This window comes from Sphingobium sp. D43FB, from assembly GCF_002312805.1.
Classification (GTDB): domain Bacteria; phylum Pseudomonadota; class Alphaproteobacteria; order Sphingomonadales; family Sphingomonadaceae; genus Sphingobium.
Window position 1 is genome coordinate 15,715 of the sequence record NZ_NMUA01000002.1, and the last position, 18,721, is coordinate 34,435.

Below are 18,721 nucleotides of genomic sequence, written 5' to 3' on the forward strand. Positions count from 1 at the left end.
GGCCAGCAGGAGGAGACAAGGCCGTGCCCCGGATCGACCTGGATGCCATCGCGCAGACCAATGCCACCGGCTATCCCGCGCCCCATGCCGACATCGTTGCCGGGCGGTGGGTCAGGCGGCTTGGCCCTGCAAGCGATCTCTCCGATTTCGGCGTCAGCCATGTCGTGCTGAAACCCGGCGCGGCGTCGTCCAACCGACATTGGCATGAGGATGAAGACGAGTTCGTCGTGATGCTGGCGGGGGAAGCCATGCTGGTCGAGGAGGATGGGCGCACGCTACTGCGCGCGGGCGACATGGCGGCCTTTCCCAAGGGCGAGCCGAATGGCCATCATCTGGTCAATGAAAGCGACGTCGATTGCACTTTCCTGGCGTTCGGGCGGCCACCGACCGGCGATTGTCATTATGCCGATATCGACCTGCGATGGTCGAGCGGTCAATATCGCCACAAGGATGGGAGCGGCTTTTGACGATGTGGATGGATCGGCGCGCGCTGGTGACGGGCATGGGCGCGATGTTGGTGGCGGCCAAGGCACCGCCGGTTGCGCCCTTGCCTGCGACGCTGGTGAAGCCACCGCGCCTGCGGCCAGGCGATGTTGTCGGGCTGATCGAACCGGCTGGCTTTACCGACGATATGTTCGACCTCGATCTGGTCAAGGAGACGATCGTGGCGATGGGGCTGGTGCCCCGACCTGCGCCGCATCTGGCCGCGCGCCATGGCTATCTGGCCGGGACCGACAAGGATCGCGCGGCCGACGTCAATGCGATGTTCGCCGATCCGCAGGTGCGCGCGGTGTTCGCGGTGCGCGGCGGATGGGGGTGCGCGCGCATCCTGCCTTTGCTCGACTTCGCGACGATCCGCGCCAATCCCAAGCTGCTGATTGGCTTTTCGGACATCACCGCACTGCACATGGCCTTTGCCGCGCGGGCGGGTTTCACCACCATCCACGGCCCCAATGCGTCGAGCAGTTGGGGCCGTTTTTCCTGGGATGGATTTCGTGCGGTCGCGTTCGACGGGGCGATGCCGACCTTTGCCAATCCGGTCAGTAATGAGGACCGGCTGGTCCCGCGCGCCGGGCGCATCCGCACCTTTCACCCCGGCAAGGCGAGCGGGCGATTGCTGGGCGGCAACCTGACCGTGCTGGCGGCCTTGATGGGAACGGGCTGGCTACCCGATTTCAGCGGCGCGATATTGTTTATCGAGGATATTGGCGAAGCGCCCTATCGCATCGACCGGATGCTGACCCAGCTGGCGCTGGGCGGCGTGCTGGGGCGGCTGGCGGGCGTGGTGTTCGGCCAATGTACCGATTGCGGGGCGAGCGGGCCGTCCTATGGTGGGTTTACCCTGTCGGAAGTGTTGCAGCAGCATTTTGGCTCCCTCGGCATACCCGCCTTCCAAGGCGCGCAGTTCGGCCATGTCGCCAACCAGTTCAGCCTGCCCGTGGGCGTGCGGGCGGAGATGGATGCGGACGCCGGGACGATCCGCTTGCTGGAAGCGGCGGTCAGCTAGGGTCGCTCGTCCCAGCGGACCAGCGTGACATTGCCGTCAGGGGCGACGGCCAGTTCGCCGAACGCCCCGGTGCGCAGCTTCCGCGGCGGCAGGCCCAGCGCCAGCAGCGCGAAGCGGGCCGCGCCGTTGGAGGTGACGAGCAGGTCGGCCCCCTCCCCGGCTTGCGCGAAGACGGCGCGCCAGGCGGCGATGCGGGTTTCGGCATCGACGATCCAGCCATCGGGCACGATGCCCCGTTCTTCCCAGTCCGCCAGCGCCTGCGCGCCGATACGGGCGAGGACGTCGGCTTCGGGGCGGCCTTCGTCGGGGCCATGATCGATCTCGCCCAGCCAGTCGTGCGTGCCATCTAGGCCATGGCCGGTAGCGGCGGCGATCGCGGCGGCGGTCTGGCGCGCGCGGAGGAGTGGGCTGCTGAGCAAGTGGTGGATGGGGTACGATTGTTGCGCGAACCAGGTGCCGAGGCGCTCGGCCTGGGCGTGGCCGCTTTCGACCAATGGGATGTCGGTGCGCGATCCGATGCGGCAGGCCTCAGCGCTGCTGGCGAAAGTGTTGCCGTGGCGGATGATGAAGAGGTGGCGCATCAGAGCGGAGGCGTGGGGTCGCCATGTGCGGCGATCAATGCTTCCACGCGGCTGATATCGGCTTCGGTGTCGATGCCCGAACTATCGAAGGAGGGCGGATCGACGGGCACGGTCATGATCGGGATGCCAAGCTCCAGCAAGCGGAGTTGCTCCAGCCCTTCGAGATTTTCCAATGTTGTGGGCGGGCAGGCCTCGAACCGACGCAGCGCGTCCAGCGCATAGCCATAGAGGCCGACATGGCGCCAGACCGGCGAGCGCGGCAGGCGGGCGCGCAGGCTGTCTTCGTTGCGGATGGCGGGGATGATCGCCTTGGAAAACCAATAGGCATGGCCGTCCGGCGCACGGGCGCAGGTGGTGCCGCTGAAGGGCGAGCGGGTCTTGTGATCGCGCAGGGCGTCGAGCGCGGGCCAGTCCAGCGCGATGATCGGGGTGGCGACCTGGGCGCCCGCCTCCAGCGCGGCAATCACCGATCCCAGCGCGCCCTGGGGCTGGAAGGGTGAGTCGCCCTGAAGGTTGATGACGAAGTTGGGTGCTATGGGCTGTGCCAGGGCGGCGGCGAGCGCGCGGCCTGACCCGGTGGCGATGGCGCTGTCGGTCATCACCGCATCGCAGCCCACGGCGCGGGCATGATCGGCGATTTCCGCGTCATCGGTGGCGACGGTCAGCGCGACCCCTGCCCTGTCGCCAATCGCCGCGCGCGCCATGGCAATCGTGCGGTGCAGCAGCGTGCGCCCCGCGATGAGGCGCAGGGGCTTGCGCGGCAGACGGGAAGACCCCGCCCGCGCGGGAATGACGACCAGATGGTTCAGGCGACCCCGGCGTGCAGCAAGTCGTGCATATGAACGGCACCAACCAGACGGCCCTTCTCACAGACGAACAGCAGCATGATGTTGCGCTCATGCATGACATGCAGCGCTTCATGCGCGAGATCGTCGGGGGTGATGGCGTGGGGCGTGACCGTCATGAAACGGCCGACCGGTTCGGTCAGATTCTGCTTGGCCGTGACGGCGCGGCGCAGGTCGCCATCGGTGAAGGCACCGATCAGCCGCCCTTCATTATCCGTGATCGCCGTACCGCCGAGGCGCGCGCGCGTCATTTCGATCGTCGCGTCCAGCAACGAGGCGTCCTGACGCACCTGCGGCACGTCGCCGCCCTTCGACATCAGTTCGCGCACCTTGAGCAGTTGCGCGCCGAGACGGCCGTTGGGATGGAATTTGTGGAAATCGTCTGCGGAAAAGCCGCGCATTTCCATCAGCGAAATCGCGAGGGCATCGCCGAACGCCATCTGCACCGTGGTCGATGTGGTGGGTGCCAGCGCGTTGGGGCAGGCTTCCTGCACTTCGGGCATCAGGATGCAGATGTCGGCAGCCTGCGCTACGGTGCTTTGCGCCTGCGCGGTCATCGCCAGCAAGGGGATGGCGAAGCGTTTGCAATATTGGATGATCGGGCCGAGTTCGGTCGATTCGCCCGAATGGGACAGCATCAGTACGACGTCGTCGGGCGTCACCATGCCAAGGTCGCCATGCCCCGCATCGGCGGGATGCAGGAAGATGGCAGGCGTACCAGTGGAAGTGAGCGTCGCCGTCATCTTGCGCGCGACGATGCCGCTCTTGCCGATGCCCGTGACGATTACGCGCCCACGCACCTGCATCAAGACGCCGACAAGGCGCAGGAAGGTGGCGGCAAATTCCCGCTGGCCAAAGCGGGCTTCGAGTTCGTTAAGGCCGGTCGCAGCAATGGAGAGGCTTCTGCACGCCGTCTCCACGATACGGCCACCTGAGCCGAAAGGCACGATCTTGGATGCTGATGTTGACACGCGTTTGCCCTTTTTTCCGCGCTCCGCCGCGAGCTTGTCTCACTGGCGGAGACGGTGGACGAACCGCCGATTTCGGCGTGATGTCCTCCCTTGTTCCGCGACCCCCGGACGGAAATACCGCCCGGCATGGTGCGACTGTTTACGCCGTTTCAGGGACTTATGGCAATCCTTTTTGCAACTGCGAAAAAATCATTACAGGAAAAAGACGGCCCTGTCCGCGCCCCAAAATCCGCTGAAACGACGGCTTTGAGCGACCAGCCGCGCAGCCATTTTCAGCTTCGCGCGTGCGGCGTCCGGCAACCTTATGAGACCCCGTGATAATCACGATACCATTGGACGAATCGGGGGGCACCCGATTCGATGCCCACCGATGGCGCGAAACCGATGTCGCGGGCGATCGCGCTGATGTCGGCGAAGGTCGCATGGACATCGCCCGGCTGGATGGGCTGAAAGTCAATCTGGGCCTTGATCCCTATCGCGTCCTCCAGCACGGCGATGAGGTGCATCAATTCTTCGGGGCGGTTGTTGCCGATATTGTAGAGCCGGTGCGGCGCGCGGCTGCCGCCCGCCTTGAGCGCGCCATCGTCGGAGGGGGGATGATCGAGACAGCCCAAAATGCCGCTCACGATGTCGTCGATATAGGTGAAGTCGCGCTGCATCCGGCCATGGTTGAACACCGGGATCGGCTGGCCCGCGAGGATCTTGGACGTGAAGATCCACATCGCCATATCGGGGCGGCCCCAGGGACCATAGACGGTAAAAAAGCGCAGGCCCGTCATGGGGATACGGAAGAGATGGGCGTAGGTCTCGCTCATCAGTTCGTCGGCGCGCTTGGTCGCGGCATAGAGCGAAACGGGATGGTCGGCGCGATCCTCGACGCGGAAGGGCAGCGCGTCATTGCCGCCATAGACCGAGGAGGAGGAGGCATAGACCAGATGCCGCACCCGCCGTTCGCGCGCCAGTTCGAGCATGTTGACATGCCCCGCCAGGTTGGAGCGGACATAGGCGTGCGGATTGATGAGCGAATAGCGCACCCCGGCTTGCGCCCCCAGATGGACGATCGATTCGATCACCTGATCATGGAGCGTCGCATTGAGCGCGTCCATGTCAGCGAAATCCAGTTCGTGGAAGGTAAACAGCTTGCCATGGGCGGCAGACAGGCTGTCGAGTCGCGCGCGTTTGAGCGACACCGGGTAATAATCGTTGAGATTGTCGATGCCGACCACGGCATGACCCTGCGCCATCAGGCGATCGGCGACATGCATACCGATGAAACCTGCCGCGCCGGTGACCAAAATCGTCATGCCATTTCTCCACGCCTATCGGCTATCCGTGTCTGACGATCCGCCCTTATATGTAAAGCCCCGTCAGGTCGCGTCCTAGCGGGCAGGATTTAGCCTTTCCCTAATCTTTCCGATCTAAAGGCGGAACCATGGACATGGCATCCCACCCCCTGCCCCCTTATCCCCATCCGGCGGCCATGAAGCAGCGTGCGCGCTGGGAGGAACTGGCCGTCCAGGCAGCGGAGGCCAATGCCTTTTATGCGCCCGACATGCTGGCCGCAGCGATCGATCATCTGGCAGCGGATGGTAGCGTTCGCCTGATCGAAGCGCGTGACGGCGAGCTGCTGATCGGCCTGCTGCCCGTCACGGTGCGATCGCGCCATGGGCGGCTGCCGATCGGCTGCGTCGGCAATTGGGTCCATGACCATTGTTTTTTCGGCGCGCCGATGATCCGGCGGGGACAGGAGGCTGCGGCGTGGCGCAGCTTCCTGGCGCAATTGGACGACGCGCCCTGGGCGCGCGGCTTCCTGCATCTCGAAGCGATCGATGCGGCCGGGGCCAATGCCGCCGCCATCGAAGCGGTGTGCGTCGAGCAACGGCGCGGATGGCGCGAGATTCATCGCTATGACCGGGCCATGCTGCGGTCGGACCTGACCGCAGACGCCTATTGGGAGAGCCAGGTACGGGCCAAGAAGCGCAAGGAATTGCGGCGGCTGCAAAAGCGGCTGGCGGACCTGGGCGTCGTGGAAAGCCGGTTGCTGACCGATCGGGGCGATGTGGCGCGCTGGTGCGGGGAATTTCTGGCGCTCGAAGCATCGGGCTGGAAAGGCCGCGAGGGTACGGCGATGGGCTGCAAGCCCGCTGACGCCGCCTTTTTCCGCGCTGCCTGCGCGGCCGGGTTCGACGCCGGGCGGCTGCATATGCTGCGGCTCGACCTTGACGGGCGGGCGATCGCGATGCTGGTCAATTTCCGCCATGGCGCGGGTGCCTTTTCCTTCAAGATCGCGATCGATGAGGAATATGGCCGCTTTTCGCCCGGCGTCCTGATCGAGATCGCCAACCTGCATGCGGTGCAGGACGATCCGGCGATCGGCTGGATGGACAGTTGCGCCGCGCCCGACCATCCGATGATCGACAGCCTGTGGGCCGAACGGCGCACCATCGTCCAATATCGCATCGCGCTCCACGGCCAGGGCGCAGCGCAGCTGCAACGTGCGGCGGCCTTTGCCATCGCCAATGGCGTCGAGCGTGCCGCCAGACTTTTGAAAGGACAGGGATGACCGCCCATAGCTCGATAGCGGCCGCCAGGGTCGCCACCTTCCCCGACAGCGCGCGGGCGACCTTCGCTGCGGCCTATCCCGATGCGCCGGTCAAGCTGACCCATGATCTGGTTGGCCATGGCCTGCTGACGCTGGATGCGCTCGCGACGTTGGCGGAGCGGATGCCAGCATCGTCGGTGGAATATAATCTGGGCAAGCTGCCGCTGGGCGTGCGGCCGGAGGATACGCCGTCCAATGGGCTGACGTTGGGCGAGACGATCCGCACGATCGAGACCAATGGCAGTTGGGCGGTGCTGAAGAATGTCGAACGCGATCCGGCCTATGGCGCGCTGCTCGACGCGGCGCTCGCCGATCTGGCGCCGATCGTCAGCGCCGCGACCGGGCCGATGCTGCATCGCGAGGCCTTCATCTTCCTGACCTCACCGGGCAGCGTCACGCCGTTCCACATGGACCCGGAGCATAATATCCTGCTCCAGATCATGGGAAGCAAGGTTATGACCGTTTTTCCCGCGCGCGACGAAGCGCTGGTGCCTGCGCAGAAGAGCGAGGATTTTCACGGCGGCGGGCATCGCAATCTCATCTGGCAGGACGGGTTCAAGGCGCACGGCACGGCCTTCCCGCTTGCGCCCGGCGAGGCAATCCATGTGCCGGTGAAAGCGCCCCATTTCGTCGAGAATGGCCCGGCCGTATCGGTCAGCCTGTCCGTGACATGGCGATCCGAGCGGAGCGTGGCGGAGGGGGAACTGCACAGTTTCAACGCGCTGCTGCGCAAACGCGGGCTGCCCACCGGTACGATCAGCGCCCAGCCGGAACGGCAAGGGCTGCGCCGCCTCCTCTATCGCGTCATGCGGAAGCTGGGCGTTTAAGCAGGCGGCGCAACAGCGCTTCGGCTTCGAGGCGCGGGCTGAACCGTTCGATCATCCACCATTCCAGGCTCTCCTCGCAGGTGGAGAGGCTCTGCTTGTAGCGATCTTTGCCCGCGAGCAGCGAATAGAGCGACAGGTCACGCGCGGCATAATATGCGACGGCGGCGGCATGGCAGAGCAGGCCGGGTTTGTCCTTGGCAGTGCGCGGTTCGGCAAAGGCGGACTGATAGTTCATCGCGACGCCCCGATGGACGAAGTTGACGAGCAGGCCGACCACCCCGCCTGAATCAGTGAAGCGCAGCAGTTCGACCGAGCCGCCGGGCAAGCCGCGCGCGGCGATGGTGGCGACGAAAGCGCGGAAGCCCGCATCGTCCCACGCATTGTCGGCATGGCGACCGCTGTTGAGCGCTGCCATCTCGTCCAGCCAGGGGGTGATGTCGTTGAGGCCAGCGACGGCGACGTTGGGCAAGGGACCGCCATGATCCTTCATCGCGCGGCGAATCTGGCTGCGGGTGTTGGCGCTGAGCAGCGAGAGATAATCGCCATTCGCGGCGCGCACGGCGGCGAGATCGACCTGATAGACGGGCGACACGTCGCGGCGCGTCTTGCGGCGGGCGGGCAGATTCAGCAGCGGTGAGTCCGGCGCGATGCCGCTCAAGCGGAGCGCGCGCCAGTCGCGGCGGCAGGTGAGCGCTTCGATCGCAGCGGTTGCGGCTTCCGCCTCCCGGCCTGTCTCTGCCAGCAGGCCATTATATTCGACATAGGGGCGGTCGGCGGCGGGATCGCCCGACTGATTGAGGCTGAGCGTGGCGACGCCGCCCAGCAGGCGCGGCTGCATCGCGTGGCCGACCAGTGCGAGGGCGACGTCGTTGCCGTCGTCGTCCGTGATGGCCAGTAATTCGGGGCGGATGGCATAGCTGTCGAGCCAGGCATCGGTCCAGGTCCAGCCAAGGAAGAAGGCGGCGTCGGCGCGTGCTTCGAGCGCCTGCCAACGGGTTGCCAGCGCCGCGCGATCGGGCAGCGAAAAGGATGCGGTAAGAGCCATCGCGCTCCTTGTGGCAGAGCGTCCGGCCCGGTCAAGCGGCGGCTATGCCACCGTCCGTCGATCAGGATCGACCGTGCCATCGGGGCGCACCCCGGCGCGGGCGAGATCGCGGCCGATATGGCCGGTCAGGAAGCGCTGCCACATCACGAAATCGGCACGCAGCGACCAGAGCGGATAGCGGAAGGTGGCAGGCCGGTTGCGCTCGATCAGGCCATGACCCGCCCAGGCAAAGCCATAGCCGACGATCGGCAGCGCCGCCGCCATCCACCAGCGCCCCGCGAACGGGGTAGCCGCCACCAGCAACACGACAAGGCTGGTCCCCGCATAATGCAACGCGCGGGTGCCGGGGCGCGCATGTTCGCGCAGATAATGGGGCCAGAAGTCGCGGAAACGGGTCAGACGGGTCACGGCAATCCTCTCAAGGAAGGAGCCTAAAGCCATCCGGGATTGCTGTTAAGGCCTATGCGTCAGGCCGAGGCGCGATCGGGCGCGAACAGGAAATAATCATAGGCTGCGCGGGCGGCCTCCGCCATGATCCGGTCGCGCATCACACGCCCGCGATGATCCTGCATGACGAAGACGGTGATGGCGAACATCCGCCCATCGGGCAGGGTGATGACGCCCGTATCGTTGCCTGTGCCGTTGATCGTGCCGGTCTTGTGCGCGATGGTGGTGCCGGGTGGCAGCATGCCGGGCAGGCGCGCCTTGCCGGTGCGGCAGCGTTCCATGATGGTGATGAAGGCATGGGTGCTGGCGGGCGAAAGCGCCCGGCCAGTGCGGATCGCGGCGACGAGGTCGGTCATAGCGGTCGGCGTCGCGCTGTCGCGCGGATCGCGGGCGAAGGCGATATTGGGCAGGTCGCGACTGTCGCGGGTGCGCAGCGCCGGATCGGCGGCCAGCGCGGCGGCGACGTTGCGGTTGAAATTGCCCGGACGCGGCGCGAGGTCCATAGCGCGGTAGAGCAGGTCGGCGGTGTTGCTGTCGACGCGCAGCCCCTTGATCCCCAGCCCCGCGACCCAGCCATTGACCGCTGTCGGGCCACCGGCGCGGGCGACCAGCATGTCGGTGGCTTCATTGTCGCTCTGCGTCAGCATCAGGTCGAGCAATCGCGCCACCGGCAGCGGCGCACCCGGCCCCATGGTGGCGACATCGCGCGGCACGATGTCGGTCAGCGCCAACTGCCCGGCGTCGATCATCGCGAAGATCTTGCCCGCGACCGCGACTTTATAGGCGCTGGCCATCGGGAAGAGCGTGTCGCCGTTGAGCGAGAGGCTTTCGCCGCTGGTCAGGTCGCGCACGGTGATGCCGACCGTGCCATCGGTGAGAGTGGCGAACCGCTGAAATTGGGCGATCAGGCGGGTTTCGGCGGTCTGCTGGACAGCGGATTTGACGGGGCCGAAGGCGTCGGCGCTGGGCAGCGGGGCCAGGAACAGGCCGAAGGCGGCGGCAAGGGCGATCGGGCGATGGAAGCGCATGGCGTCTGTTTTGCGGATGTGAAGGGGCCGCGCAAGCGCATTTACCCTGTCGGACGCGATTGACAGGGCTTTGCGCGCCGGGCCATCAGGCGGCATGAGCGGAACCATCAAACTGCACGAAAGCTGGCGTGAGGCGTTAGCCGACCAGTTCGCCGCCCCGCATATGCAGGGGCTGAAAGCCTTTCTGGAGGCGGAGAAGGCCGCAGGCAAACGCATTTTCCCCAAGGGCAGCGACTATTTCCGCGCGCTCGATCTCACCCCGCTCGATCAGGTCAAGGTCGTGATATTGGGGCAAGACCCCTATCATGGTGAGGGTCAGGCGCATGGCCTGTGCTTTTCGGTGCAGCCCGGCGTGCGGACGCCGCCTTCGCTCGGCAATATCTATAAGGAGATGGAGAGCGACTTGGGGATTGCTCGGGCCGGGCATGGCTTTCTGGAACATTGGGCGCGACAGGGGGTGCTGCTGCTCAACAGCGTGCTGACGGTCGAGATGGGCCGGGCGGCGTCGCATCAGGGCAAAGGCTGGGAGCTGTTTACCGATGCGATCGTGCGGCTGGTGGCGCAGAAAGAGGAGCCGGTCGTGTTCCTGCTATGGGGCGCCTATGCCCAGCGCAAGGCGGGCTTCGTCGATCAGAGCCGCCATCTGATCCTGAAATCCGCCCACCCTTCCCCGCTGTCGGCGCATAATGGCTTTCTGGGATCGCGGCCCTTTTCGCAGGCTAATGCCTTTCTGGAAGCGCAGGGTCGCGGGGGCATCGACTGGGCGCTGCCGCCGCTATGAAACGCACCCGGCTCAGCGTCTGCGCGCGCAAGCGGCGCTATGGGTCGGAGGAGGAAGCGCGGGAGGCGATGGTGCGCGCCGCGATTATATTGCGGCCCTATCGCTGCGACCGGTGCGAGATGTTCCACCTGACCAGCCGGACCAAGGGCAAGCGCGTCGCGCGGCCGGAGGGGTAAGCGTTCTATCGTTTGCCCAAAAAGGGTTGAGGCCCGGTCCTGCTTGCGCAGGCCGAGCCTCTTTCCCTCTCCAAACGGATAAGGCGATCAGCCGTCGTAGTCGCCGCCGATATTCTGGTTGCGCGGCGGCGCGGCGGCGGTGAGGCGGAGGGCCTCAGCCGACTGGGCGATCGAGCCGATTTCATCGGGGGTGTCGTCATCGTCAATCTGCACCTTCTGCAGCGACGCGACGAGCGAGTGATGCAGTTCGTCAGGCAGAACGGTCTCTTCCGCGATTTCGCGCAGAGCGACGACGGGGTTCTTGTCGCGGTCGCGATCGACCGTCAGTTCGGCCCCGCCGGAAATTTCCCGCGCGCGCTGAGCGGCGAGAAGGACGAGGTCAAAACGGTTGGTAACTTTGTCGACGCAATCTTCGACGGTGACGCGGGCCAAACAGGGCCTCCTGAATACAGCGAAGGGAAATTTCGAATTCGTCGCCTAGCAGCATGACCCATGGGAGTCAATGAAAAGGGCATAAGGCCTTGGCAAATCATGGCGCAAACGGGCATGAGGCGCAGATGGCGATCAACGATCAAGCCCCGCCGCTGGCCGATGCGGACAGCGAAGCGGACGATATCACCATCATGCTGGCGGGCAACCGGCTGCGGCTCATCACGCAAGGAACGGCGTTGCGCAAGGCGCTGATCGACCTGATCGAAGGGGCGCGCCATAGCCTGAAACTCTATTATTATATCTTCGCCGATGATGGCAGCGGCGTGCTGGTGCGGGACGCGCTGGTCGCGGCGCGGGCACGCGGGGTCGCCGTGACGCTGATGGTCGATGGCTTCGGGTCGGGCAAGACGCCCGACAGCTTCTTTGCCCCGCTCATCGACGCGGGCGCGCATTTCGGGCGATTCGGGACGCGGCGATCGACCCGCTACCTGATCCGCAATCATCAGAAGATGGCGATTGCCGACGACCAGCGGCTGATGATCGGCGGCTTCAATATCGAGGATGGCTATTTCGGCATCCCGGCGGATGGTTGCTGGTGTGACCTCGGGCTGATGATCGAGGGCGATCAGGTCGAGGCGATGACGCGCTGGTACGGGCAATTGTGGCGCTGGGTCTCGACGCGCAAGCAACGCTTCCGCACCCTGCGGCGGATGGTCCGGGGCTGGAATCCGAGCCTGCATCCGCAACAGGCCGACCCCTTTCGCTGGCTGGTCGGTGGTCCCACCCGGCGGCTGAGCCCATGGGCGAAAGTGGTCAAGCATGACATGGAGCAGGCGCGGCGGGTCGATATGGTCGCGGCCTATTTTTCGCCGGGCCGGGGTATGCTCAAGCGCATCGCACGGGCGGCGCAGCGGGACGGCGCGCGCCTGATCCTGCCTGCCAAGTCGGACAATGGCGCGACGATCGCGGCGGCACGGCTCTTATACGGGCCGCTGCTCAAGCGCGGGGTGGAGATTGCCGAATATCAGCCGCATAAATTGCATATGAAGCTGTTCGTCATCGACGATGCGGTGTTCGTGGGGTCGGCCAATTTCGACATGCGCAGCCTGTTCGTCAATCTGGAGGTGATGCTGCGGATCGAGGATGCGGGCTTTGCGGCGGCGGTGCGCCAGATGATCGACCGGCAGGCGGCGCTGAGCCGGACGATCACGCTGGAGAGCCACCGCGCCAGCCGCACGCCGCTCACGCTGATCAAGCAATGGATCAGCTATCTGCTGGTAGGGGTGTTGGACTATACCGTCACGCGGCGGCTCAATTTCCGTAACCCGGACGCGGATTGATCGGTTTCAGCGCATGATGAGGTAGAAGCCGACGGCTGCCTTGCCGCCATTTTCGATCACGATGTCGTAGCGATCGGTAAAGAGCGGCAGCCAGGCGCAATCGGCCTGCGGCCCGCCGACCGGTTTGGCGCAGAGCGTTTCGCCATCCGCGCCATGGACGCGGATCGAGAGCTTCGCCGCGCTGCCATTTGCGGGGGCGACCGATATCTGTGCGCGTTGGCCGCCGAGGAATAGCTGGCGCATCGTCACGCTGCCGCCGGGCACCAGCGAGCCGCGCCGATAGGCGGGACCAAGCGCACGGCCGCGAAAGGCAAGTGTGGACGGGGCCGCGCCATGGGCCTGTGCTTCATGCGTCCAGCGGGCGGCAAGATCCTCCTGCCCCTCGGCCGGAGTGGCACCAAGCGCCTTCAAGGCCTGGACAGTGTCGAGCAGGGCGGCGTGGTTGCCGCTGGCATGGGCGGCATCGCCCTCCAGCAAGGTCCGCAGCACCGGATCGGCAGGTCGCATGTCCGCCGCGGGCGCGGCAGGCGCAGCGCCGAGCAGCAAGACGGGCAACAGCCTGATCATCAATCATCCTCCGGCTGGACGACGAAACGCGCGCCGGGCGCGGCGTCCTCCACATGAAGGGAAAGGTCATGCCGCTGTGCGATCGCTCTGGCAAGCGACAAGCCGAGGCCATGCCCCCCGCCCTGCGCGCCGTCGAGCCGGACATAGCGTTCGAACACGCGATCGCGATCGGCAGCGGGGATGCCGGGTCCGTCATCCTGCACGACGATATGCGGTCCCACCGACAGGGTAAGCGACACAGTGCCGCCGCTCGGCACATATTTGAACGCATTGTCGAGCAGGTTGGAGAGCAGGCGCGTCATCTGCATCGGGTCGGCGCGCAGCATGACGCCGGGCGCGATGCGGGCGTGGAAGCCGATCCCCAATTCTTCCGCGCTGGCGCCATAGAGGTCGGCCAGATTGTCGGCAATCTCGCTGAGATTGGTATCGAGCAGGCCGCGCAGGTCGCCGCGCATCGCCTGCGTCCCCGCAATATCGAGCAGCGAATCGAGCAGGCGCACGACATTGCGTATCTCGCCGCGCGACTGGTCGAGCGTGCGCAGCAATTCCTCGTCCTGCGTCCCCTGCATCGCTTTGAGGATGCGGGTGTCGAGATGCATCAGCGGGGTGCGGATTTCATGCGCGGTCTGGTCCGACACGGCGCGCTGCGCCTCGATCAGCCGTTCGACCTGGTCGAGCATCGCATTGGTGTTGGCGGCCAGTTCGGCCAGCTCGTCATTTTCGCCAGCGCCCGGCGCCCGCGCGGTGATGCGCCCGGCGCGTACGGCGGCGAAGGCGGCGTTGACCGTTTCGACCCGGCGGCGCAGGCGGCGCGCCGCGAAATGCCCGGCGGCGAGGCTAAGCAGCGCGATGACCGCGCCCGCCCCGGCAAAGGCCATGGCCAGCCGGGCGAGCAGCGCCTCCCCGCGATAATTGCTGCGCCCGACCAGCAGCCGCGTGTCGCCGCCCAGCCGGGTCGCGCGCGCGAACATCGTGTCGCCGCCGGGCAGCGTAACGAAGCGCGCCTCCGACACTTCGGGCGCGATGGCAGGCCAGCGGTCGAGATTGCCCGCCAGACGACGCCCGTCCCCATCGACGAGCAGATACCAGCCACGCTCGCCATCCTCGCGCTCCACCGCCATCCGATCGGCAATGCGCGCGCGCAGTTCGGCGGTGCCGCCGCTGACCTGAATGTCGGCCAGTCCGGCGAGGTCGGTATCGACCTCGCGCGCCAGCATTGCCCGACCGTCAGCCGCGACGATATTGCGCACCACCAGGAACAGGGCCAGCGTGGACAGGAGGCTGACCAGCAAAGCGGACAACATCACCCGGCCAAAGACCGAGCGGAACAGGTCGGGTTTAGGCACCCGGCGATCCCGGCGATCCGGCGGCAATCAGGCGATAGCCGGTGCCCCACACGGTTTCGAGGACGGGGCCATCAAACCCCTCCTCCAGCTTGCGGCGCAGGCGGCCGACATTGACGTCCACCACATTGGTCTGCGGATCGAAGCTGAGTTTCCAGACATGGCGCAGCAGCATCTCGCGCGTCACCACTTCGCCCGCATGGTCCATCAGATAGCGGAACAACTCGAACTCCTTGGGCGACAGCGCAAGGTGGCGGCCCTGGCGAAAGGCGGTGCGCGCCTTCACATGGCATTCGAGGTCGCCGAACAGCAGCACCGGATCATGGGTGGAGCGGCTGGCCCGGCGCCACAGCGCGCGGACGCGGGCGACCAGTTCGTCCGGTTCGAACGGCTTGGCGAGATAGTCGTCGACGCCGCTTTCAAGGCCCTCGACCCGATGTTCGCTGCGGCCGAGCGCGGAGAGCATCAACACTGGCGCGCCGATCCCGGCGACGCGCAAGCGGGTAACGATGTCGATGCCGGTCAGATGGGGGAGCATCCGGTCGAGGATGATGACGTCGTGCGCGCCGCTGCCCGCACGGTGCAGGCCGATGCGGCCATCCTCCGCCTGGTCCACGACCATGCCTGCCTGGGTGAGGATAGCGGCGATGTTGGCGCGCGCTGCGGCGTCATCCTCCACCACCAGCACATTGATCGATTCCTGTTGCGCCATATCGTCCCCCGCCTCGCAAATACCGGCAAAGGCCGCCAGTTACAAAGGCTGTTATGGGGACGAGATGAGGCGTGATGCTCAGATTTTGAGCGCGTTGCGGAACATGACGAAGGCGATGACGATCAAATACACGCCGAATATCTTCTTGAGCGGCTTGGCGGGCAGCGCATGGGCGACGGCCACGCCGAGCGGCGCGGTCAGTACCGACATGGAGGCGATGGCGAGCGTGGCAGGCACGTTGACATAGCCGAGCGACCCCCAGGGCAGGCCGCTTTCCTTGAGGCCGATGAGCGCGAAGCCGATCGCGCTGGGGATGGCGATCAGCGTGCCGACGCCCGATGCGGTGGCGATGGCACGGTGGATGGAACGGCCGCACAGCGTCATCACCATGATCGCGATCGTGCCGCCGCCAATGCCGAGCAGCGCGGAAAAAGTGCCCAGCCCGCCCGCGATGCCGACACGGGCGATGCCCGATGGCATGTCCTGGCTGATCACCTTGTCGCCGACCTTGGGCAACAGGAAGTTGAGCGACATCAGGAACACGCCGCCTGCAAAGATCATCGTGAGGATATGGCCATCGACATGGCCCGCGAGCAGCACGCCGACGCCATCCCCCAGGATGATCCACGGTGCCCAGGTCTTGAGGATTTCAAACTCCACCGCGCCACGCTTGGCATGGGAAAGGAGCGACCGGATCGAGGTAACGATGATGGTGGCGGCCGACGTGCCGATGGCGACATGGGCGATCGCTTCGGGCGTGCCGCCGAGCAGCGGCAGGACGACGAACAGCGCAGGCACGACGACGAAACCGCCGCCAATGCCGAAAATCCCAGCCGCGAAACCCGCAAACAGGCCAGCGGCCAGCATCGAAAGCAGCGGCACCAACCAGGTCATGACATCGCCGTTCATCAGCGCGCTCCCATGGCTGGCGTGAGGCCGGTGGCCAGGCTGTCGGTGCCCCGGACAAACAAGGCGGCGAATGAAACTAGATCGACCATGTCGTAAAACCATGCCTCTCTTCGGCGGAACCAGAGCAAGGGGCTGACAGGACAGGTCCCTTGGCTGGCTAGACGAACAAGGTCGACAAATCCGCACCTTGTCCGACACAAGTCGGACACAAAGGCGGCGCGGGCTTGGTCAGTCGAGCAGATCTTCGGCGGGCGTATAGGGCAGGTCGAGCGCGTCGGCGACGGCGCGATAGGTGAGTTTGCCCTGGGCCACGTTGAGGCCCGCGCGCAGGTGCGGATCAGCGCGCAACGCGCCCTTCCAGCCGAGGTCCGCAATCCGCAGCGCATGGGGCAAGGTCACGTTATTGAGCGCATAGGTGCTGGTGCGCGCGACCGCGCCGGGCATGTTGGCGACGCAATAATGGACGATGCCATCGACGATATAGGTGGGGTCGGCATGGGTGGTGGCGTGGCTGGTTTCGAAACAACCACCCTGGTCGATTGCGACATCGACCAGCACCGCGCCTTTCTTCATGGTTTGAAGCATGGCCGCGCTGACCAGCTTGGGCGCGGCCGCGCCGGGGATCAGCACCGCGCCGATCACCAGGTCCGCATCGGCCACGCAGTCGGCGAGGTTGGCGCGGTTGGAAAAGCGCGTCTTGGCCCGCGCCTCGAAATACATGCCGAGTTTTTCCAGCACTTCGGGGCTGCGGTCGAGGATGGTGACGTCCGCGCCCAGCCCCGCCGCCATCTGCGCCGCGTTGAAGCCGACGACACCGCCGCCGATCACCGCGACCTTGGCGGGCAGGACGCCGGGCACGCCGCCCAGCAAGACGCCGCGCCCGCCATGCGCCTTTTCCAGCGCGGTCGCGCCGGCCTGGATCGCCATGCGGCCCGCGACCTGGCTCATCGGCTTGAGCAGCGGCAGGCCGCCATGCGCGTCGGTCACGGTTTCATAGGCGATGCCGATCGCGCCGCTGGCGATCAGGTCGCGCGTCTGATCGGGATCGGGGGCGAGGTGGAGATAGGTGTAGAGGATCTGGTCGGGCCGCAGCATCGCGCGCTCGGCGGCCTGTGGCTCCTTGACCTTCACGATCATTTCGGCGCGGGCGAAGATCTCGGCGGCGGTGGCGACGATCTGCGCGCCCGCCTTTTCATAGAGGGCGTCATGCGCACCGATCCCCTCCCCTGCCCCGCTTTCGACCAGCACCGCATGGCCATGGGCGGTGAGTTCATGGACGCTTTCGGGGGTCAGCCCGACGCGATATTCGTGATTTTTGATTTCCCTGACGGTGCCGACGATCATGCAATGTCTCCCGATGGCGCGGCGCGTGGCGGGGCCGCTTTCCTGCAGGATGACATAGCGCGGCGGCGGGCGCGAATGTTCCCTTTAGGGAGCCGGACGGACCGGCACCGGCGCATTGCAGATGTCGACCCCGCCCGCAGGCAGATCGTAGAAGTCATCCTTCCGATTGGCGCGCAGGCGCAGATAGGCGGCGAAGCTGGGCGAAGCGACGTCCATCGCCTCAAACCGGGGCTGTTCCGCGGGTGCCAGGTCGCTGGCGAGGCGGACCGAGAGGATCGGGATTTTATGTTCGGTGGCGGTGTAGAAGCCAAGCTCACCGCTGCCGCGCGGCAGGCTGGACAGATGGGCCATGCCATCGATCACCCGGCCGACGACGGCGATATTGCGATCAAGCTGGCGCGGGGCGTGGCCGATGACGGTGTAGAGTTCGGCCCCCGTGCCCGCATCGGGCGACAGGTTGCGGCCGACGCCGACAGAAGCATAGCAATGGGGCAGCCAGGCCGCGTCCCCGTTCATCGCCATCGGCCAGCCATCGACATAGCCGGTTGCGGAAGCATAGGCATCAGGATGAGGCAAGGGCGTGATCGCGAGCCGCACATTGGCGAGCGAGCGGACATAGTCGGCCGGACTGGTGGGCATCATGCCGGGCGGCATCGGCTTCTTCTCAGTCGCGTCGCCCCATTGCGTGACATAATTGTCCTGCACCCGGTTGATGCTGGTCCCGTCCCACCAATGGGCGCGGGCCAGCGTGCGGATATTGCCGACATGGCGCGGCGCGAAGGCCGGGGCGAGCTGGATCACGACGCGCTTGCCCCCTTCGATCGTCATGACGAGCAGGTCTTCGGGCGGAATCGCGCGCCAGGCATCGGCAGGTGCAGTCGCCACGACGGCAGCAGGCGTCGTCGGCGGATCAGCCGCGATGGCGGTTGAGGCAAGGAGGGAAGCGAGCAGCGCGGGCGCGAAAAACCGGATCATGCCGCAATCAGAGCGCGGCCGCACAGGAAAGTAAAGCATCCCCTTGCCTAGCCGCCCGCGCCGCGATAGGGAGCGCGACTTCCAGTGCAATGCGGAGCGGTGGCCGAGTGGTCGAAGGCGCTCGCCTGGAAAGTGAGTATACGCCAAAAGCGTATCCAGGGTTCGAATCCCTGCCGCTCCGCCATTTACCTATTCATCAGCGTTCGCCAAAAGTTGCGGAAAGCCTAGAACTTCTGCGGGTTTTCTGGCCGCGATTGGGCGTCGCCGTTCATTGAAATTTGCCCGCAGC

General features: G+C 65.8%; 21 protein-coding genes and 1 tRNA gene. 8 read left to right on the forward strand and 14 right to left on the reverse strand.

Annotation, left to right across the window (positions count from 1 at the left end; all coding sequences use genetic code 11):
* Positions 1-23 precede the first annotated feature (23 nt).
* Both SxD43FB_RS01870 and SxD43FB_RS01875 read left to right on the forward strand, forming a co-directional pair.
* A complete protein-coding gene (locus SxD43FB_RS01870; protein ID WP_037476155.1) occupies positions 24-467 on the forward strand; it encodes a cupin domain-containing protein in 444 nt (147 codons plus the stop codon).
* A gap of 2 nt (positions 468-469) precedes the next feature.
* Positions 470-1,507, forward strand: a complete 1,038-nt coding sequence (locus tag SxD43FB_RS01875) for an LD-carboxypeptidase (protein ID WP_096060768.1) — start codon at positions 470-472, stop codon at positions 1,505-1,507.
* Here the strand turns inward: SxD43FB_RS01875 and SxD43FB_RS01880 are convergent.
* The 4 genes from SxD43FB_RS01880 to SxD43FB_RS01895 form a co-directional block, all read right to left on the reverse strand.
* Entirely contained in the window at positions 1,504-2,088 is a 585-nt protein-coding gene (locus SxD43FB_RS01880; RefSeq protein ID WP_096060769.1) for a histidine phosphatase family protein, read from the reverse strand. The genes SxD43FB_RS01875 and SxD43FB_RS01880 overlap by 4 nt on opposite strands.
* Positions 2,088-2,888 (reverse strand): 3-deoxy-manno-octulosonate cytidylyltransferase, encoded by an 801-nt coding sequence (gene kdsB, locus SxD43FB_RS01885; protein WP_096060770.1) that lies wholly within the window; start codon positions 2,886-2,888, stop codon positions 2,088-2,090. The genes SxD43FB_RS01880 and kdsB overlap by 1 nt, the downstream gene beginning before the upstream one ends.
* Before the next feature lie 5 nt (positions 2,889-2,893).
* Complete coding sequence (locus SxD43FB_RS01890; RefSeq protein WP_255245575.1) at positions 2,894-3,904, reverse strand: KpsF/GutQ family sugar-phosphate isomerase; 1,011 nt, start codon at positions 3,902-3,904, stop codon at positions 2,894-2,896.
* A 302-nt stretch (positions 3,905-4,206) separates the two neighbouring features.
* Positions 4,207-5,208, reverse strand: a complete 1,002-nt coding sequence (locus SxD43FB_RS01895) for an NAD-dependent epimerase/dehydratase family protein (RefSeq protein ID WP_096060772.1) — start codon at positions 5,206-5,208, stop codon at positions 4,207-4,209.
* A gap of 128 nt (positions 5,209-5,336) precedes the next feature.
* Between SxD43FB_RS01895 and SxD43FB_RS01900 the strand changes: the two genes are divergently transcribed.
* A complete protein-coding gene (locus tag SxD43FB_RS01900) occupies positions 5,337-6,467 on the forward strand; it encodes a GNAT family N-acetyltransferase (protein WP_096060773.1) in 1,131 nt (376 codons plus the stop codon).
* Positions 6,464-7,333: a cupin-like domain-containing protein gene (locus SxD43FB_RS01905; protein WP_096060774.1), complete on the forward strand. Its 870-nt coding sequence runs from the start codon at positions 6,464-6,466 to the stop codon at positions 7,331-7,333. Before SxD43FB_RS01900 ends, SxD43FB_RS01905 begins: the two co-directional genes overlap by 4 nt.
* On the opposite strand, the gene SxD43FB_RS01910 is transcribed toward SxD43FB_RS01905, so the two are convergent.
* Genes SxD43FB_RS01910 through SxD43FB_RS01920 form a run of 3 tightly spaced genes read right to left on the reverse strand, consistent with a single transcriptional unit; the run spans position 7,311 to position 9,853 of the window.
* Positions 7,311-8,378 carry a GNAT family N-acetyltransferase gene (locus tag SxD43FB_RS01910; protein ID WP_096060775.1) on the reverse strand — a complete coding sequence of 356 codons (1,068 nt, stop codon included), beginning with the start codon at positions 8,376-8,378 and terminating at the stop codon, positions 7,311-7,313. The genes SxD43FB_RS01905 and SxD43FB_RS01910 overlap by 23 nt on opposite strands.
* Before the next feature lie 42 nt (positions 8,379-8,420).
* A complete protein-coding gene (locus tag SxD43FB_RS01915; RefSeq protein WP_096060776.1) occupies positions 8,421-8,786 on the reverse strand; it encodes a DUF962 domain-containing protein in 366 nt (121 codons plus the stop codon).
* Between the two features lie 59 nt (positions 8,787-8,845).
* Positions 8,846-9,853, reverse strand: a complete 1,008-nt coding sequence (locus SxD43FB_RS01920; RefSeq protein ID WP_096060977.1) for a serine hydrolase — start codon at positions 9,851-9,853, stop codon at positions 8,846-8,848.
* Positions 9,854-9,947: 94 nt separating this feature from the next.
* Here SxD43FB_RS01920 and ung point away from each other — a divergent pair, with 94 nt between their 5' ends.
* Together ung and SxD43FB_RS01930 are read left to right on the forward strand one after the other, a co-directional pair.
* Positions 9,948-10,634, forward strand: a complete 687-nt coding sequence (gene ung, locus SxD43FB_RS01925; RefSeq protein ID WP_096060777.1) for a uracil-DNA glycosylase — start codon at positions 9,948-9,950, stop codon at positions 10,632-10,634.
* Positions 10,631-10,810, forward strand: a complete 180-nt coding sequence (locus SxD43FB_RS01930; RefSeq protein WP_096060778.1) for a hypothetical protein — start codon at positions 10,631-10,633, stop codon at positions 10,808-10,810. The genes ung and SxD43FB_RS01930 overlap by 4 nt, the downstream gene beginning before the upstream one ends.
* Before the next feature lie 87 nt (positions 10,811-10,897).
* On the opposite strand, the gene rpoZ is transcribed toward SxD43FB_RS01930, so the two are convergent.
* Positions 10,898-11,242: a DNA-directed RNA polymerase subunit omega gene (gene rpoZ / locus SxD43FB_RS01935; RefSeq protein ID WP_037476174.1), complete on the reverse strand. Its 345-nt coding sequence runs from the start codon at positions 11,240-11,242 to the stop codon at positions 10,898-10,900.
* 125 nt (positions 11,243-11,367) lie between these two features.
* Here rpoZ and SxD43FB_RS01940 point away from each other — a divergent pair, with 125 nt between their 5' ends.
* Positions 11,368-12,582: a cardiolipin synthase B gene (locus SxD43FB_RS01940; RefSeq protein WP_096060978.1), complete on the forward strand. Its 1,215-nt coding sequence runs from the start codon at positions 11,368-11,370 to the stop codon at positions 12,580-12,582.
* Positions 12,583-12,588: 6 nt separating this feature from the next.
* On the opposite strand, the gene SxD43FB_RS01945 is transcribed toward SxD43FB_RS01940, so the two are convergent.
* The 6 genes from SxD43FB_RS01945 to SxD43FB_RS01970 form a co-directional block, all read right to left on the reverse strand.
* Positions 12,589-13,149, reverse strand: coding sequence for a hypothetical protein (locus SxD43FB_RS01945; protein WP_069065276.1), 561 nt, complete (start codon positions 13,147-13,149; stop codon positions 12,589-12,591).
* Positions 13,149-14,495, reverse strand: a complete 1,347-nt coding sequence (locus tag SxD43FB_RS01950) for a HAMP domain-containing sensor histidine kinase (RefSeq protein WP_096060979.1) — start codon at positions 14,493-14,495, stop codon at positions 13,149-13,151. Before SxD43FB_RS01950 ends, SxD43FB_RS01945 begins: the two co-directional genes overlap by 1 nt.
* Positions 14,488-15,204: a response regulator transcription factor gene (locus SxD43FB_RS01955; RefSeq protein ID WP_069065277.1), complete on the reverse strand. Its 717-nt coding sequence runs from the start codon at positions 15,202-15,204 to the stop codon at positions 14,488-14,490. Before SxD43FB_RS01955 ends, SxD43FB_RS01950 begins: the two co-directional genes overlap by 8 nt.
* Before the next feature lie 78 nt (positions 15,205-15,282).
* Positions 15,283-16,113: a sulfite exporter TauE/SafE family protein gene (locus SxD43FB_RS01960; protein WP_069065278.1), complete on the reverse strand. Its 831-nt coding sequence runs from the start codon at positions 16,111-16,113 to the stop codon at positions 15,283-15,285.
* A 228-nt stretch (positions 16,114-16,341) separates the two neighbouring features.
* Positions 16,342-17,457, reverse strand: a complete 1,116-nt coding sequence (ald, locus tag SxD43FB_RS01965; RefSeq protein WP_096060779.1) for an alanine dehydrogenase — start codon at positions 17,455-17,457, stop codon at positions 16,342-16,344.
* 84 nt (positions 17,458-17,541) lie between these two features.
* Entirely contained in the window at positions 17,542-18,432 is an 891-nt protein-coding gene (locus tag SxD43FB_RS01970; protein WP_096060780.1) for a peptidylprolyl isomerase, read from the reverse strand.
* A 93-nt stretch (positions 18,433-18,525) separates the two neighbouring features.
* On the opposite strand from SxD43FB_RS01970, the gene SxD43FB_RS01975 reads away from it, so the two are divergent.
* Positions 18,526-18,616, forward strand: a tRNA-Ser gene (locus SxD43FB_RS01975).
* The last annotated feature ends 105 nt before the right edge of the window (positions 18,617-18,721 follow it).